At 26.5% G+C, this 18161-nt stretch carries 15 protein-coding genes; 11 read left to right on the top strand and 4 right to left on the bottom strand.

Features of this window, described 5'->3' with window-relative positions; all coding sequences use genetic code 11:
• The first annotated feature begins 77 nt into the window (after positions 1-77).
• Positions 78-857, top strand: coding sequence for a DUF4931 domain-containing protein (locus KYD98_RS04310; RefSeq protein WP_219778351.1), 780 nt, complete (start codon positions 78-80; stop codon positions 855-857).
• 137 nt (positions 858-994) lie between these two features.
• On the opposite strand, the gene zupT is transcribed toward KYD98_RS04310, so the two are convergent.
• Both zupT and KYD98_RS04300 read right to left on the bottom strand, forming a co-directional pair.
• A complete protein-coding gene (zupT, locus tag KYD98_RS04305) occupies positions 995-1777 on the bottom strand; it encodes a zinc transporter ZupT (protein WP_219778350.1) in 783 nt (260 codons plus the stop codon).
• A gap of 560 nt (positions 1778-2337) precedes the next feature.
• Complete coding sequence (locus KYD98_RS04300; RefSeq protein WP_219778349.1) at positions 2338-3429, bottom strand: LacI family DNA-binding transcriptional regulator; 1092 nt, start codon at positions 3427-3429, stop codon at positions 2338-2340.
• A gap of 678 nt (positions 3430-4107) precedes the next feature.
• Between KYD98_RS04300 and KYD98_RS04295 the strand changes: the two genes are divergently transcribed.
• A complete protein-coding gene (locus KYD98_RS04295) occupies positions 4108-6303 on the top strand; it encodes an iron-containing alcohol dehydrogenase (RefSeq protein WP_219778348.1) in 2196 nt (731 codons plus the stop codon).
• A gap of 203 nt (positions 6304-6506) precedes the next feature.
• On the top strand, positions 6507-8177 hold the full coding sequence (locus tag KYD98_RS04290; RefSeq protein WP_219778347.1) for a ribulokinase: 1671 nt from the start codon (positions 6507-6509) through the stop codon (positions 8175-8177).
• 200 nt (positions 8178-8377) lie between these two features.
• On the opposite strand, the gene KYD98_RS04285 is transcribed toward KYD98_RS04290, so the two are convergent.
• Together KYD98_RS04285 and KYD98_RS04280 are read right to left on the bottom strand one after the other, a co-directional pair.
• Positions 8378-8947 carry a class I SAM-dependent methyltransferase gene (locus KYD98_RS04285; protein WP_219778346.1) on the bottom strand — a complete coding sequence of 190 codons (570 nt, stop codon included), beginning with the start codon at positions 8945-8947 and terminating at the stop codon, positions 8378-8380.
• A complete protein-coding gene (locus KYD98_RS04280) occupies positions 8940-9470 on the bottom strand; it encodes an ECF transporter S component (RefSeq protein WP_219778345.1) in 531 nt (176 codons plus the stop codon). Before KYD98_RS04280 ends, KYD98_RS04285 begins: the two co-directional genes overlap by 8 nt.
• A gap of 343 nt (positions 9471-9813) precedes the next feature.
• On the opposite strand from KYD98_RS04280, the gene KYD98_RS04275 reads away from it, so the two are divergent.
• From KYD98_RS04275 to hypE, 8 genes are read left to right on the top strand one after another with little or no spacing between them, the layout of a single operon-like run.
• Entirely contained in the window at positions 9814-10743 is a 930-nt protein-coding gene (locus KYD98_RS04275; protein WP_373368722.1) for a hydrogenase small subunit, read from the top strand.
• Between the two features lie 4 nt (positions 10744-10747).
• Positions 10748-12163, top strand: a complete 1416-nt coding sequence (locus KYD98_RS04270) for a nickel-dependent hydrogenase large subunit (protein ID WP_219778344.1) — start codon at positions 10748-10750, stop codon at positions 12161-12163.
• Positions 12160-12633 (top strand): hydrogenase maturation protease, encoded by a 474-nt coding sequence (locus KYD98_RS04265; protein WP_219778343.1) that lies wholly within the window; start codon positions 12160-12162, stop codon positions 12631-12633. The genes KYD98_RS04270 and KYD98_RS04265 overlap by 4 nt, the downstream gene beginning before the upstream one ends.
• On the top strand, positions 12626-12967 hold the full coding sequence (hypA, locus tag KYD98_RS04260; protein WP_219778342.1) for a hydrogenase maturation nickel metallochaperone HypA: 342 nt from the start codon (positions 12626-12628) through the stop codon (positions 12965-12967). The genes KYD98_RS04265 and hypA overlap by 8 nt, the downstream gene beginning before the upstream one ends.
• Positions 12968-12992: 25 nt before the next feature.
• Entirely contained in the window at positions 12993-15407 is a 2415-nt protein-coding gene (gene hypF, locus KYD98_RS04255; protein WP_219778341.1) for a carbamoyltransferase HypF, read from the top strand.
• A 9-nt stretch (positions 15408-15416) separates the two neighbouring features.
• Positions 15417-15629 carry a HypC/HybG/HupF family hydrogenase formation chaperone gene (locus KYD98_RS04250; protein WP_219778340.1) on the top strand — a complete coding sequence of 71 codons (213 nt, stop codon included), beginning with the start codon at positions 15417-15419 and terminating at the stop codon, positions 15627-15629.
• 59 nt (positions 15630-15688) lie between these two features.
• Entirely contained in the window at positions 15689-16780 is a 1092-nt protein-coding gene (gene hypD / locus KYD98_RS04245; RefSeq protein ID WP_219778339.1) for a hydrogenase formation protein HypD, read from the top strand.
• An 8-nt stretch (positions 16781-16788) separates the two neighbouring features.
• Complete coding sequence (gene hypE, locus KYD98_RS04240) at positions 16789-17796, top strand: hydrogenase expression/formation protein HypE (protein ID WP_219778338.1); 1008 nt, start codon at positions 16789-16791, stop codon at positions 17794-17796.
• Positions 17797-18161: the final 365 nt, after the last annotated feature.

The following is an 18161-nucleotide window of genomic DNA, read 5'->3' as shown; positions in this document are numbered from 1 at the left end:
AAACAACAAAGGACTATCTTAAAAACATATAAATATTTTTTTGAGATAGCCCTAATTCAAAGAGTGTAGGTGAATGTATGAATAGGAATAATGAGGAATATATAGTATTTTTAAATGATATAGGTAAAGAAAAACCCAACAGCTTTAAAAATGAAAAAACTGAATGTCCATTTTGTGATAGAGAAAATCTTGTAGATATTATTGAAGAAAAAGGACCATTTGTATTATTAAAGAATAAGTATGCAACATTACAAGATACATTACAATTAGTTATTATAGAAACTTATAACTGTAATTCACAGATGAATGATTATAATGAAGAATATATGGAAGAGCTTATCAAATTTGGAGTAAAACATTGGCTTAAGTTAGAACATGATGAGGAATATAAATCAGTAATATTTTATAAAAATCATGGACCACATTCGGGTGGTAGTATAAAACATGCTCATATGCAGATTGTAGGTTTAAATAATATAGATTATAAAGAAAATTTAAATGAACGGTATTTTCAGGGAGTAGGAGTATATGAGAGTAAACACTGCATTGTAAATTTATCAGATAATCCAATAAATGGATTTAGTGAATTTAATGTTATTATAGATGAAAATTTTGAATCATTAGATGAATTTTCTAGGTCAATAAGAAAAGTAGTTAAGTATATATTAAATGATTATTTTGCTAAATGTGATAGTTTTAATTTATTTTTTTATCATTGGAATAAAAAAATAATATGTAAGGTTACACCAAGATTTGTAACATCTCCATTATTACTGGGGTATTCTTTAAAGCAAGTATCAAATTCTTTAGAGAAAATAGCAGGAAAGTTAAGAGAACTATATTTTAATATAGATTAAAAACATAAGCTATGTTTTAGATATGATATTTATTTAAGGCACATTCAAAAAAATAATATATACAACGCCTCTTTGATCTATTATTTTTTTGAATGTGCCTAAACATAGCTAAAGAAAGTATGTTTTATATATAATTACTATTTTAAAAATATATGAGTTAATGGCATTATGGAGATACCTAAAAAGATAGAGTATAATGAAAGATTATTATAACCATATTGACGAGAAGACGGAATTAATTCTTCAAAAGATATATATAACATTATTCCCATAACAAAAGCAAAAATTAAACCAAGAATAAAATCATTAATAAAGGGTTTTAAAAGCAAAAATGAAATAATTGCACCTAATGGTTCTGAGAGACCTGAATATAATGTATATTTAAAGGCTTTTTTCTTACTACCTGTAGAGTAATATATAGGCATAGCTACAGCGATTCCTTCAGGAATATTATGCATAGCAATTGCAAGTGTAATTGATATTCCAAGTGTAATATCTTGATAACCAGACATAAAGGTTGCAATTCCCTCAGGAAAATTATGTAGTGTAATTGCAATCATAGATACAAATCCAACTCTAAAAAGATTTAAATGTTTATTTTTATCATTTCCATCAAGTATTTTAGGTTCATGAGGAACGAATTTATCAATCAACAGAGCAAAGATTACGCCACTTAACATATAAAATATTGTTATTAACACACCATATAAATTTCCATAATGTTTTATTAATGTTTCTTCAGCATGTGGAAATAAATCAGTAAATGAAACACAAATCATTACTCCTGCAGAAAAACCTAAAGCAAAAGTAATTATTTTATCATTCTTTTTTTTAGAAAAAAATATTATAACAGATCCTAGAACAGTAGATATTCCAGCAAGAAAAGATAGTAGTAATGCAACATAAGCATTATTAGTCATAGAATTTACACCTCTTTTATATTAATATTAGCAATATATTAAAAAATTTTTATATAAATTTCTAACTAAAATACTTGAAGATAATACTTATAAGTACTATAAGAGTTATATCAATCAATAAATTTTATTTGAACTTATATATTCTTTAATTATATATTCTTTAAAAGAGTGTAAAATTACAAAATTTAAATATTAAGTTAAATAAAACAATGCTCACTATGCACAAAAAAAACTGGCAATTTTTTAGTGCATAATGAGCATTGCTTTTAAATAATATTAAAAAGGAGTCGTAATTTAAAATAGCTTTTAAAGCCATTAAGATTTACATATATTCTATTAAGAATATATAACGATATCTTGAGTAATTACTAACTATAATTATATTGTATCAAATTTAACTCAAAAAACAAGGCTATTTTCAAAATACGAAAAATATTTTGAAAATTTATAAAATTTAAAGTGTACATATCTAAATAAAAGTAATATGTTTTAAAATATAATAAATATATTACTATCTAAAATACATAAATATGGTTTATGAAATAGCATCTTTTATACTTTTAATAATTTCGTACAGTACCAGTACTAGATCTTGGAATTAAAAATGGTTCGTATTCTAATCTCATAATACAAGACCTATTTTTTGAATTTGAAGATGAAGATTTATTATCTATTTTTTTTAATATAATATTAACCGCTTCAGCCCCCTTATATTCTATAGAGTGATCAACTGTCGTTAAAGAAATTTTATTAAGAGATGATAATAATGTATTATCAAAACCGCAAACAGAAAAATCATTTGGTATCTTATATTTCATTTCTGTTAAAGCATCTATAATTCCAATTGCAATCATATCATTGGTACCAATAAATGCTGTTACATCAGTCTTTTCTTCTAATAATTCTTTTGTTAAATTGTAACCTGTTAGATATTCAGTTTTATCTAATGAATAATGTCTTATATTATCAGGTTTTTGCTCCTTTATTATAATGTTATCGATATCAATATTATGCTCAAAAAAGCTTTTTTTAAGGCCATTAAGTCTTTGTATTCTAGGAATTTCATGTGCAAGTAAAGGGGTAGATATATAAGCTACCTTTTTATGTCCAAGAGATAATATATGCTCGCCTATAATATAGCCTGTCTTACGACTATTTAATTCAACAGAATCTAAGTCTAAATCTTCATTTTTATCACTAATTAAAACAATTGGAGTAGAAGAAGATAAGTCTTTTATCTGTGAAATCAAAGTAGATTGATATAAGTATATAATTCCTGCTACTTTAAAGCTTGAATACATATTTAAATAATGTTTTTCAATTTTTGAATCCCTCATTGTAGGAGCTATAAATATGGAATAACCATACTTATTTGCTTGCTGAGTAATAGAATGTATAAGCATAGTATAATATAAATTAGAAAGAGAGGGGCACATTATAATGATAAGCTTAGATAAAGCTAATTCACTGCATAGCTCACTTTTTTTATTTTTTTCATATCCTAGAATTTTTGCTGCGTTAAGTACCTTTTCTTTTGTTTCATAAGAAAAAGATACATCTGGTCTATTATTTAATACCATAGAAACAGTTGATTGAGAAACACCAGCATATTCAGCAATATCTTTTGTTGTTATCTTACGATAAGATGTCAAGTAAACCACTCCTTTTCTTTTAGTTTTAGTATACAAAAAAGGAAGAAAAAAGACAAATTGATAATTAATAAATAATTTTTTTATTAATAGAGTTTGATAAATTAATTAATAATTTTTATTAATATTAATTAATAAATTACTAATTTTATTAATTATAGAATGATGTGAATTAAATAAATTTAATTTTATAATATTTTTTTAATAGTATTGAGAGTGCTGAATAAATAAAATTTTTAATCTTAAATTAAGCTTGTAGGAAATAAGAGGCTAATAATTTGTTATTTAGAAATATGTATCTATTAAGAAATTATAGGTATTAGCTATTGAATAAAGCTTATGGGGAAAAGAATTTACTTCAGGAAGTTTAAAACTACTATTAGTTCAATTTATATAAAAAATTTAAAATAGAAAAAGCAAAAATTTTAATTTGTAGTTATATTAAAATATTTTCTTAATTTAAAATGTAATTAAAAATTAAAAATATTAATGAAAAGAAAATTGAATCTTTGATTGAAAAAATTATGTTTATTAATAATATAAAAAATATTAATTTTAAAACAGTAAAGTTATTAATAAGTGAGTATTTACCTTGATTGACACCTATTGTAAGTAGTATTTATAATGACAGTATAAAATATATTTGCTAGCAAAAATAAATATATTAAAAGGGTGGTACGCATGATTAATATAGAAAAAAATTCTATTTCAGATTACTTACATCAAAATTTTACTTGTTCTTGTGGAAAAAATCATAAAACTAATTTAGACTATGTAGAAATATCAGAAGGTGCAGTAAAAAAAATACCGGAGTATATTAAGAATAAATCTTATAAAAAAATATTTATGGTTGCAGATAAGAATACATACGTAGCAGCAGGAAAACAAGTGGAAGAAATCCTTAAAATAGCAAATATTGAAATAAGCAAAATTGTATTAGATGATGATGAAGTTGTTCCAAACGAAGAAACTATTATGAAAATACAACTTGCTATGGAAGAAAATTATGATGTCATATTGGGAGTAGGTACTGGAACTATTAACGATATGTGTAAATATATAAGCTATAAACTTAGAATAGATTATATGATTATAGCTACAGCGCCATCTATGGATGGATTTGCATCAGTAGGAGCAGCACTTATAACTAATAATTTAAAAACAACTTATGACGCTCATGCTCCAATAGCTATTATAGCTGATGTAGATATTTTAGCAGAAGCTCCAATGAATATGATAACAGCAGGATTAGGAGATATATTGGGAAAATATACTTGCTTATGTGACTGGAAAATTGCTAATATTGTAAATGGGGAATATTATTGTGAGACAATAGTTAAAATGGTTGAAAAATCTATAAAAAAGGTAGTAGAAAGTGCAGATCAAGTAATGCTACGTTCAAAAGAAGCTATAAGTAATATTACTGAAGCTTTAATTGGAACAGGAATTGCAATGAGTTTTGTTGGAAATTCAAGACCAGCATCTGGAAGTGAACATCATATTTCTCACTATTGGGAAATGAAGTTCTTATTTGAGGGTAGAAAAGCTGTATTGCATGGAACAAAAGTAGGAATTGGAACAGTAGCTATTATAAAGTTATATGAAATGTTATTAAAAGAAGAAATAGATTTTAATAAAGCTAAGGAATTTGTAGAGAATTATAGCCAAAAAGCATGGGAAGAAAAAATGATTAAAAGCTATGGATGTGCTGCAAATGGTGTAATAGCTTTAGAAGGAAAAACAAAGAAAAACTCAAAAGAGATTCATGCAAAGAGAATAAAACAAATAGAAAAACATTGGGATGAAATTATAAAGGTTGTAAAAGAATCTCTACCAAATGTTAAAGTAATTGAAGATATTTTATTATCTTTAGATGCACCAATTAATCCAAAACAAGTTGGTGTTGATTATGAAATGATTAAAGATAGTATATTAGTTGCCAAAGAAGTTAGGGATCGTTATACATTGTTACAATTACTATGGGATTTAGGTATTGCTGATAAAATGGCAACAAAAATTGGGGATTATTTTGAAAGTGGACAAACTCAATATATAGAGTTAAATAATAAGTATATGAAGGATAAAATAGATAAAATTAAATGTTTTATTTTAGATATGGATGGAACCATTTATTTAGGTAAAAATTTATTTGATTTTACTAATGAATTTTTAGATACAGTAAAACAAACAGACAGAGAATATTATTTCTTTACCAATAATTCATCAAAGAGTCAAGAAAGTTATATTGAAAAATTAAAGAATATGGATATAATTATTGAGCCAAAACAAATGATGATATCAACTCATGTAATGATAAAATACTTAAAGAAAAATTATCCTGAAAAAAGTGTTTATGTTGTAGGGACCGAATCTTTATTAGATGAATTTAGAAACTCTGGCATAGAATTAAACGATTGCAATCCGGATGTTGTAATCATAGGATTTGATACAACTCTTACTTATGAAAAACTTGAAAAGGCTTGTAGCTTTATAAGAGAAGGAAAAATTTATTTTGGAATTAATCCAGATTTAAATTGTCCAATGGAAGGAAATACATTTATTCCTGACTGTGGATCAATGGCAAGGTTAATTGAAAGTTCTACAAATAGATTTCCTGAGTTTTTTGGTAAACCTTCTCATCATACATTGGAATATATAATTGAAGAAACTGGATATAAAGAAGATGAGATTGCAGTTGTTGGAGATAGATTATATACAGATATAGCAGTAACTAAAGATAGCGATGTTTTATCTATATTAGTATTAAGTGGAGAAACTAAACAAGAGGATATTGGTAAGAGTAGTGTTCAACCAGACATAATTGTAGATTCGGTAGCTGACATTACAAACTTAATTAAAAACAAAGCTGTATCTTAGTTGAAGGGTCTGTTTCAAGATAAATGTTACTATATCTAAGAACTTAATATTGAGTATAATCAAATTTGAATGCTAGTTTTTCCTTATATTCAATATTAACATTCGCTTAAATATAGTAAATAAAGATATGCATGTTTTTTGATACAGCCATATCTCTAAAGTATAGAGAAAAATAAAAGTAGAATTTGTGAGGTATAAAAATTATGGATAAGTATGCTATTGGTATTGATTTTGGGACTTTATCAGTTCGTACATTATTAATTGATATAAAAACAGGAGAAGAGTTAATAACTAAAATTTATGAATATCCACATGGAGTAATGGTAGATAACATTCCAACAGGAGAAGAGTTAGGAACTGACTGGGCTTTACAACATCCTAAAGATTATGAAATAGGGTTAATTGAAACTTTAAAAGGGATTATTGATGAAAATTTAGTAAATAATGATGATATAGTAGGAATAGGTGTGGATTTCACCTCTTCTACTATATTACCAACAACCAAAGATGGTACTCCTCTTTGTTATTTATCAGAATATGAACATGATCCTCATGCTTATGCAAAGCTATGGAATCATCATTCAGCCCAATATTGCGCTGATGAAATTTACAAAATTGCAAGTGAGACAAATCAAAAATGGCTGTCTTTATATGGTGGAAAAATTTCAAGTGAGTGGATGATACCTAAAATTATGCAAATTGTAAAAGAAGCCCCTAAGGTATATGAAGCAAGTGGTAGAATTTTAGAAGCATGTGACTGGATTACATGGCTATTAACAGGTGAAGAGGTAAGGAGTGCTTGTGCAGCAGGCTATAAAGCTTTTTATCATCATGAAATGGGTTATCCAAGTAAAGAATTTTTCAGTTCACTAGATAAAAAAATGGAGAATATAGTAGAGGAAAAGTTATCTACTAATATTAAATCCATAGGTGAATGTTTAGGATATCTAACTAAAAATATGGCTGAAAAAACAGGATTAAAAGAAGGTACTCCAGTAGGTGTTAGTATTATAGATGCTCATGCTTCTGTAGCTGCAAGTAAGATTGATGGACCAGGAAAAATGCTTATAATTATGGGGACATCTTCTTGTCACATGTTATTGTCTGAAACAGAAGAAGGAATTCCAGGAGTTTGTGGAATAGTAAAGGATGGTATTCTTCCAGGATATTTTGGATATGAGGCTGGACAATGTTGTGTGGGAAATCATTTTGCTTGGTTTAAAGAAAATGCCTTACCAGCTAAATATAAAGAAGAAGCAAAAAAATTAGATATTAGTGATTTTGATCTATTAAATCAAAAATTAGAAAACTATAAAGTCGGAGAGAGTGGACTTATAGCATTAGATTGGTTTAATGGAGTAAGATCGACTTTAATGGATTTTGATTTAACAGGTATGATATTAGGAATGACATTAAAGACTAAACCAGAAGAAATTTATAGAGCATTAATAGAAGCAACTGCTTATGGGACAAGAGTTATTATTGAACAATTTGAAAAGCATGGTGTTCCAGTTAATGAAATATGTGTAGCTGGTGGAATACCATTAAAGAATCCTATGTTACTTCAAATATATGCTGATGTATGTAATAAAGAAATAAAAATTATAGATACTAAACAATCAGGAGCTTTAGGTAGTGCTATTTTAGGTATTGCAGCAGCAAAAGAGGAAGTGACAGGATATAAAAATGCAAATGATGTAGCTAGACAATTAGGTAAAGTAAAAAAAGAGATATTTAAGCCTATTTATGAAAATGCAGTTACATATGATAGCTTATATAAAGAGTATTTATTACTTAATGATTATTTTGGTAAAGGTGCAAACGATATCATGAAAAGATTAAAAAATATTAAATTGATAGCAAAGCATAAATAGTAAAATGTACCCTTTGTCAAGGAGAGTTTAAAAAAGAGTATGCTAATTTAAAAAAATGATTTCTGTATTGAACAGGAGTCATCTTTTTTTTATTTTATTGTCCGTGAGTTTTATACTACAATATCAACATTCACTTAAAATATAGGTAAATAATAAAATAAACACCAACGTTTTTATATAAGACGTTGGTATTTTGTTTGTTATTTTATTCCAGACACGTAATACATTTCTTCATTATCGATACTTTTATCAATATAAAAATAATTGTTCATTATGATTATGGTGTTTTCTACTGGAGGAAGTACATTGTATTTTATTTGAGGGTTTTTTAAATGCACATTATTTATTTTTTCCTTACTATCTGAATGAGCAATAATTATTTTACCACCTTTATTTAAAAGATTATAAAGTTTGTTAAATAGTGAATATTTATCTTTAAAATGTGGATAAGCTGAGTAGATAAAAATATAGTCAAATGTATAATTCTCAAGATTCATAATATCATTTACAATAAATTCAACTCGCTTATCATTATACTTATTTTTACATACCTTAATCATATTCTCAGAATTATCAACGGCAACGATTTTAGCAGGAGATTTTTCTAATAAATAACTAATTAATATACCTGTTCCTGTTCCAACATCAAGTATTTTAGCACCACTTTTTATATCTGATAATTCTATAATTCTTCTGATTTTTTTATCGTCATGTTTACACATTTCATCCCACTTAAATGCAACACTATTAAAAAATTCTAAATCATCCATTTATAATTACATCCTTATCTATTTTATTTTCAATAACTTTAATTATTATTGGTATTAATATAAGTTGAATAATTATTCCCCATATTCCCTTTATAAAACTACCTGTTAAGAATGAAGCAAGTACAAAGCCATTTCCTAAAACAGTTAACAAAATATAATTTGTTATACCTGAAATTAATCTACCTATAATCATAGCAGTTATTAAAGAGATAAAAATATTATATTTTTTATTTTTGTACATTAATCCTGCTATTAGCCCATAGCTTGCAAGTTCAAATGCCATAGATATTCCTATTGGATATATAGGAGGCATTCCTGAAATAATTGAATTAATTAATGGAGTTATAAATCCTATAAGTAAACCATATTTTTCTCCAAGGATAAATCCACAAAGTAATACAGGTATGTGCATAGGTAAAAATATATTACCTGGTAATCCTGTCATATGAAAGGTATATGGAATTATTATTCCTAATGCTAGGAGTAATCCAGCTCGTACTAGATTTTTTGTCTTTTCATTCATTTTTAATTTCTCCTTATAATCAAATATTTATTAGTACTCTAAAAGTTTTCTTTACAATATTTTTATTATGAATTATTTCTTTTAGAACAGTTATCATAGAAGAATTTTTTTAAAAGTAAAATAATATTATATATAATGATAATTTTTAGGAGAGGGATATATGTGCATTTTAAAAATGGAAAATGGGTTTATAGTACCAGTAAAATATGTAAAAGTAGAAGAATTGTATGGAATTGGAAATATAGATTACTCATATAATAAAAATTCCTATATGTATCAAGTAAAAGATAATGATGTAGAAAAATATACAGATTTACAATCTACTAATACTTCTTGTGAGGAAATAAATATACAAAAAAATAAAGGTTTAAATTATGAGAATTGTAGTAATTGTAAAATAAATTGTAGTTTACAAAAAAATAAAGAAGAATTAGCAGTGAAATTTACAAAAAGAGCGATTGAAGATGTTAAATCAGGAAAAAAACAGAAAATAAATGCTATATGGCTTGAAATTTCAGGTTGTTTTGGAGAAGTAATCTCTTTGCTTGATGCAAAAGATCCAGACGTTTTATATTTACTTAAAGAATTTGTTAATTTAAATTATTTTGGTAGTATATGTGGAGATTCTGGAGAAATAGCATTTGAGAGAATATTACAAACATTGAATACTGATTATGTATTTATAATATGTGGAGCAGTGCCTTTAAAAGATAATGGATTGTATACAACTATTGCAACTTATAAAGGCCGGAAAATAACTGCTATGGAAGGGGTTAAAACTATAGCTCAAAATGCAAAATATATTATTACAGTAGGAACTTGTGCTTCTTATGGTGGACCTACTGCTGCTAGACCTAATTTATCAGAGGCTGTTAGTGTTAAAGAATTTCTAAAAAGAGATGATGTTATTTTAATACCAGGATGTCCAGCAAATCCAGTTTGGACTATGGGGATTTTAGGGTATCTTACTTCTTATGGAGTACCGGAATTAGATAGTGATGGAAGACCAAAAGCATATTATGGACATACAATTCATGATAATTGCTCAAGAAGAAGATTCTTTGATGCAGGAATATTTGCAAAGAAATTCGGTGATGAAGAATGTATGTTTAAGTTAGGCTGTCAAGGGCCAATGACTTATGCGTATTGTCCAATAAGTAGGTGGAATGGAACTGAAAACTGGCCAATTAGAGATAATACAAACTGCATAGGATGTGCTGGACCTAAGTTTCCAGATGGCAATGAGCCATTTGTGAGATATGGGGGTGTTTAGAGAGATGACTAAAATAACAATTGATCCTATAACAAGAGTAAGTGGACTTTTAAACATTGAAGTAGAGATTGTAAACAATAAAATTATTGATGCTAAAAGTAGTGGTAGTCAATTTAGAGGATTTGAGAAAATGTTTCAAGGAAGATCACCATTTGACATTATATATTTAGCACCAAGAATATGTGGAATTTGTTCTACACATCATACAATAGCTGCAACTTTAGCTTTAGAGGATGCAATGAAAGTTATACCAGATTCTAATGGAAGAATTGTACGTGATATTGCTAATGGATTTGAATTACTCCAAAATTATTTAAGGCATATTTATTTCTTTGTGTTTCCTGATTATGTAGATATATTACATTTGAATCCATTATATAAAACTGAATCAGCAAAGCAAGTTGATTATAGATTATCTAAAGCTGATACCGACAGAATAAATGCTGATTATTTAGAAGCAGTAAAATATAGTAGAGAAGCACATAGAGGAGTAGCTGAATTGGCAGGGAAAGTACCACATTGTCATGGAATATTTGTAGGAGGAACAACTACAAATATTAATATTCAGCAGATAGAAAATATTAAATATAGTATTAATGTAATAGATAATTTTGTTGAAGAAAAACTAATACCAGATGTTTATAGAATATCAGAAGTATATAATGATTATTTTAAAATTGGTAAAGGTCATGGAAATCTAATGTGTTATGAATTATACAATGATTATTCACCACCAATAAAGTATTGTGTTCCAGGAGTACTTATAAATGGGGTAAAAGAAAAATTTGATATTAATAATATTACTGAGAGTGTTACAAAAACATGGGCAAACGGAACTTCAGAAACAATTATTCCAGGCTTAGATGAACCAGCAAAACCTAATGCATATAAAGAAAATGCATATAGTTGGATAAATGCTCCAAGATATAATGGGTATTCTATGGAAGTAGGTTCATTAGCAAGAATGACGTTAAATGGGGGATATAGTGGCGGAATATCTACAATGGATAGAATTGTAGCTAAGTCTTTAGAAGCAAAGAGAATTTGTGAAACAATAAAAAGTCTAATAGAACTACTTAAGATGGGAAAAGCATATCAAAAAGAGTGGGAAATACCTGAAAAAGCAAAAGGAATAGGTTTAATAGAAGCAGAAAGAGGTGCTTTAGGACATTGGTTATCAATAGATAAAAAGGTTGTTTCAAATTATACATTAATACCTCCATCAGCTTGGAATTTATCACCTGAAGATGGCAAAGGGGTAAAAGGTACAGTTGAGCAAGCTTTAATAGGAACAGCAATAAATGATATTAAATATCCAGTTGAAATAGGAAGAATAGTTAGAAGCTTTGATCCATGTTTAAATTGTGCCGCTCATATTGTTAGTGATAAATATAAACCTTTTAATATAAATATAGTATGATAAAAATTTTTGGTGTAGGAAATATACTCCTTTGTGATGATGGGATAGGAGTAAAGATAGTAGAAAAAATAAAAGATGAAATAGAGAAACTCAATAAAGACATAAAAGTTATAATTGGAGAAACTGATTACATGTATTGTTTGGACTGCATAGACAAAGAAGACATTGTTATTATAGTTGATAGCATGTATTTAGGATTAAAGCCAGGAGTTATTTCTATTTGTGATTTTAAAGAATGTGATAGTTTTATTACAAATAGTAGAGATGAGCATAATGAAAGTTTATTAAAGATTTTAAGAAAAGAATATAGAGAAGTAAATGGCTATTTAATAGGTATAGAGATAGAAAAAATAGATTTTTCTTTAGAGTTATCTAAAACTTTAAAAAATGAATTCTTAAATATATCAATTAAAGTATTTAATGAAATAAAAAATATATTTAAAAGGGTTTATGGTGTGGATTATGCATGAAGTATCTTTAATGAGTTCGGTAATAGATATGGTTGAAGATAATTGTAAAAAAAATAATATCAATAAGGTGACTAAAATTATTTTAAAAATAGGAGAATTTTATTATATTGAAAAATCGTATCTTATTTTTGCATTTGAAGCATTAAGTAAAAATGGAATTTGTGAGGGGGCAAAATTAGAAATAAATGAAGTTAAGGCTAAAGCATATTGTAAAAAATGTAAACAAGAATTTTCAATAAGTTTTACAAATAAAAAATGTCCTAAGTGTAATTGTTTGAGTAGTGAAATAATTTCAGGTTATGAGATGTTACTTTATAGAATAGAAGGGGAGTAATCATATATATAAAGAAGTGGGAAATATGATAAGAAAAAAGATTGTAATTAAAGGAAGAGTACAAGGTGTTGGATTTAGACCATTTGTTTATAGATTAGCATTAAATAATAATTTAAAAGGATATGTTAAGAACTCTAACAAGGGGGTAGTTATAGAAGTTCAAGGTAGTTTTAAAGAGGTAGAAAAATTTTCAGAAGAAATCAAGGAAAAACCACCAGAGTTAAGTTATATAGATGAAATAAAAATAGAAGATAAACAATTAGGAAGTTCTAAAGAATTTAAAATTATAGAAAGTAGCGTAGATAATAAAGAGATTACTTTAATATCTCCAGATATAGCAACATGTAAAGAATGTGAAAAAGAATTATTAAATATAAACAATTCTAGAAGATATAATTATGCTTTTATAAATTGTACTAATTGTGGGCCAAGATTTTCTATTATAGATAATCTTCCTTATGATAGAAAGAATACTTCAATGATTAAGTTTACAATGTGTTTTGATTGTACTAAAGAATATAGAAATCCTATAAATAGAAGATTTCATGCAGAACCAACATGCTGTAAAAAGTGCGGTCCACAATTAACTCTTTTAAACAATGAAGGACAAGTAATTCAAAATGTTAATGAAGTAGATGAGGTTAAAAAGTATTTAAAGGAGGGGAAAATTATATGTGTAAAGGGTATAGGAGGATTTAATCTTATATGTAATGGTAAGGATGAAGATTCAATAGAAAAGCTTAGAATTAGAAAGAATAGAAAACGGAAACCATTAGCATTAATGATGAGAAATAAGGATATTGTTTCTAAATATTGCAATATAAATCCAATAGAAGAAAAGATTTTAACTGGAAATAAAAAGCCAATATTACTTTTAGAAAAAAAGAATAGTTTACTTCCGAATAATATTGCATTTGATAATAAACGATTAGGAGTAGTATTGCCATATAGTCCAATTCATTATTTATTATTTGATGATGAGATAGATGTTTTAATTTTTACTAGTGGAAATTACAGCGAAATTCCTATTATATATGATAATTTTCAAGCAATAGACAAGCTCAAAAATATTTGTGATTACTTTTTGATTCATGATAGGAATATTAATAATCCAATAGATGATTCTGTAGCAATTGTAACGTTAAATGAGGAAAGGCTTATAAGGTTAGGAAGAGGATATGCACCATTATCGTATAAATATAATTTAGAAAATAATATTTTATCTTTAGGTTCTCAATTTAAAAATACATTTTCTTTAAGTTGTAGAGATTATTTTTTTACTAGTCCATATATTGGAGATATGGATAGTATTGAATCTATCAAGTATTTTGAAAAACATTTAAACTTTATACAAAAAATTTATAAAATTAAAGCTAATATAATTGCTTACGATAATCATCCTAATTATTGGTCAAATGATTTTATTAAAAGTTATATTAATAATAATCAATATAAAACAATAAAATTACACAATAATTGCAATATGGTGGGGGTATATCATCACCATGCTCATATAGTTAGTTGCATGTTTGAAAATAATGAGAGAAACAAAGTTATTGGTGTTGCTTTTGATGGCGTTGGATATGGAGAAGATAAGAAGTTATGGGGAGGCGAATTTTTAATATGTGATTATAAAAAATTTAGAAGAGTTGGTCATATTGAATACATGGCTCTACCTAGTGGTGATGGAGCAGTAAAAGAACCATGGAAAATTGGTGTTTCATTAATATATAAAGCTTTTAAAGAGGAAAAATTATGGTGTAAAGAAAATCATTTTAATTATATAAATGATTACAAAAGTATAGAAAATTTTTTTGATGTTATGTGTAATGATTCAAAAAATAAAATGCAAAAAGTTGAAAAACTTTTTAAGAATAAGTCTATTAACTTTATTATTAAGATGATTGAAAAAAATATTAATTCTCCTTTAACATCGAGCATTGGAAGATTATTTGATGGAGTGGCTAGTATTTTAGGGTTTACAGGGGATGTAGATTATGAAGGAGAGGCAGCTTTGTATCTACAAAATTTAGCAGAAGATTTTAAAGGTTCGTTAAATAATAAGACAGAATATGAAAAGAAATATAAATATGAAATAATTAAAAAAAATTTAATATATATAGTAAATACTAACAAAATTATATTAGAAATTTTAATGGATATAAGAAATAACTTATGCGAAGGTGAAATAGCACTAAAAGTTCATAATACTATAATAGATTTTTCGTATAAACTTTTGATTAAAATTAGAGAAGATGAAAATTTAAATATAGTAGCTTTAAGTGGAGGAGTATTTCAAAATTCAATACTATTAAAAGGATTATATACTAAATTAAAAAATGATAACTTTAAGGTTTTAACTCATAAAGTTATACCGTGCAATGATAGTGGATTATCTATAGGACAGCTTATTATAGCAAATGAATTGTGTAAGGAGTAGAGAAAAGATATGTGTGTAGCAATTCCTGGTAAGGTATTAGAAATATATAGTAAGTATGCATTGATTCAGTTTGGAAAAATAAATAAAGTGATAAACATAATGCTAATAGAGGATTTAAAAGAGGGGGAATATGTATTAGTACATGCAGGGTGTGCAATAGAAAAAATGAATGAAGAAGAAGCTTTAGAGACATTAGAAATATTTAAAACATTAATAATGTAATATTTTGCTTAGGTAAGATTTTGTAGTAAGCTAATATAATTTAATAAAGGGAAAATGATATGTATATTAATAATTTAAAGAAATCAGAAGAAATAGAAATAGCTCTTAAGTTGATAAAAAAAATAAAAGAAAAAGCAACGGAAATACAAGAAATAAGAATAATGGAAGTATGTGGTACTCATACAAAAAGTATTTATGATAATGGAATAGATAAATTATTACCTGAAAATATAAAATTGATATCAGGTCCGGGATGCCCTGTATGTGTAACCCCTCAAAATTATATAGATAGTGCAGTAGAGTTAAGTAGGAATAAAAATATAATTATAACTTCATTTGGAGATATGATTAAAATTCCAGGAACTAAAAGTTCTCTAAGAGAAGAAAAGGCGATAGGGAGAGATATAAGGATTATATATTCTCCATTAGATGCATTAAAAATAGCGCAAGAAAATAAAACTAAAGAAATAGTATTTTTAGCAGTAGGATTTGAAACAACAGCACCTTTAATAGCATTGACTTTAAAAGAAGCAAAAATTAATAACATTAATAATTTTTCTATTTTACACTCATTAAAAACTATGCCAAATGCAATGAAAGCATTAATTTTAGATGAAAAGATAAAGATTGATGGCTTTATATGTCCAGGTCATGTGGCAACAATAATAGGAAGTAAAGTTTTTGAAAAATTATCAAAGAAATATAAATTACCAATGGCAGTGTGTGGTTTTAAAGCTATAGATATATTGTGTGGAATACTTTCTATAATAATGATGAAGGAAAAAGATGAGTATAATTGTATTAATTTTTATAAAACCTTTGTTAAAGGGTTTGGAAATAAAAAAAGTAAAGAGATATTAGAAGAGGTTTTTATAAATGGAGATAGTATTTGGAGAGGACTAGGAAATATTAAAAATACAGGTTATATGTTAAAAGAAGAATATAGTTATTTTGATGCAAACATAAGATTCGTATTAAAAGATAAGAAAATTATATCAAATAAAAATTGTATATGTGGAGAAATTTTAAAAGGAATTAAAATACCAAAAGATTGTATATTGTTTGGAAAAGTATGCACTCCAAGTAATCCAATAGGGCCTTGTATGGTATCGAGTGAAGGATCTTGTGGAATAGTATATGAGAATATTTAGGAGGTAATATGGATATTATAACTTTAGCACATGGGAGTGGAGGAGAAGAAACTAATCAACTAATAGAAGATATATTTATAAGATATTTCAATACAAAAGAATTAAAAGAGCAAAATGATTCAGCTATATTAAATGAACTTAATGGAAAAATTGCAGTAACAACAGATAGCTTTGTAGTAAATCCAATATTTTTTAAAGGGGGAGATATAGGGAAATTAAGTATTTGTGGAACTGTGAATGATTTATCAGTAAGTGGAGCAACTCCATTATACATTACAGTGGGATTCATTATTGAAGAAGGTTTTGAAATAGATGATCTTAAAAAAATAGTAAAATCAATGGCTATTACTGCAAAAGAAGCAAAAGTTAAAATAGTAGCGGGAGATACAAAAGTTGTAGAAAAAGGAAGGGGCGACAAATTATATATAAACACTACTGGAATCGGAGTAATAGAAAACTATGGATATATATTAAAAGGTAGCAATATAGAAGTAGGAGATAAAATAATTTTAAGTGGAACAATAGGAGAACATGGTATGTGTATAATTAACGAAAGAGAGAAGCTCGGCATACAGTCTAATATTGTAAGCGATTGTGCTCCATTGAATACGTTAACTGAAGAAATTCTTAAATGTACTAAAAAAATTAGAATTATGAGAGATCCAACAAGAGGAGGATTAGCTAACACTTTAAATGAGTTAGTAAATATTAGCGAAAAAAGCATGAAGATTTATAAAAAAGATATACCTATAACTGATGAAGTTAGGAATTTTTGTGATCTTCTGGGTTTTGATCCTTTATATGTTGCTAATGAAGGAAAGTTAATTTGCATAGTTAGTAAAAACGAAGTAGAAAAAGTATTAAAGGTGATGAAGTCAAATATACTAGGGAAGAATTCCGCTATAATTGGTGAAGTTATAAAAGATGATAAAAAAAATCTTTACATTGAAAATGCTTTGGGATCAACAAAAATATTAAAAATGGCACAAGGAGAGTTATTGCCAAGAATATGTTGAGTTTTATGAATTCATATTTTGGAGGTGAAATGCTATGTGGATGTTTATAACTATTTTAATAGTAATGGTCATAGGGGTGGGTATAGCATATATTTCGGCTATACATAATATTAAATAATTAATTAAGTTTTAAAACAGTGTTGATATTAAGTATAAGGGTGAATTGGTTTTGAAATTTGCTTTATACTTAATATCAACTTTTTTTATTCTTTAAGAGAAATTATATTATTAAACAATCTGAGAATAACTTCTAGAATATATTGCTTTAGACGTACCATAAGTACTCATAAAAAATAATCATATGCTGCACTATTTTTTATGTGCTACATAGAGAAAGGATACATGGTTAAAAAATCGACTCTCCA

This window comes from Clostridium weizhouense (assembly GCF_019431045.1).
Lineage (GTDB): Bacteria > Bacillota > Clostridia > Clostridiales > Clostridiaceae > Clostridium > Clostridium weizhouense.
Note: the sequence above shows the minus strand (reverse complement) of the source record. Positions and strands in the feature narration are given on the sequence as shown.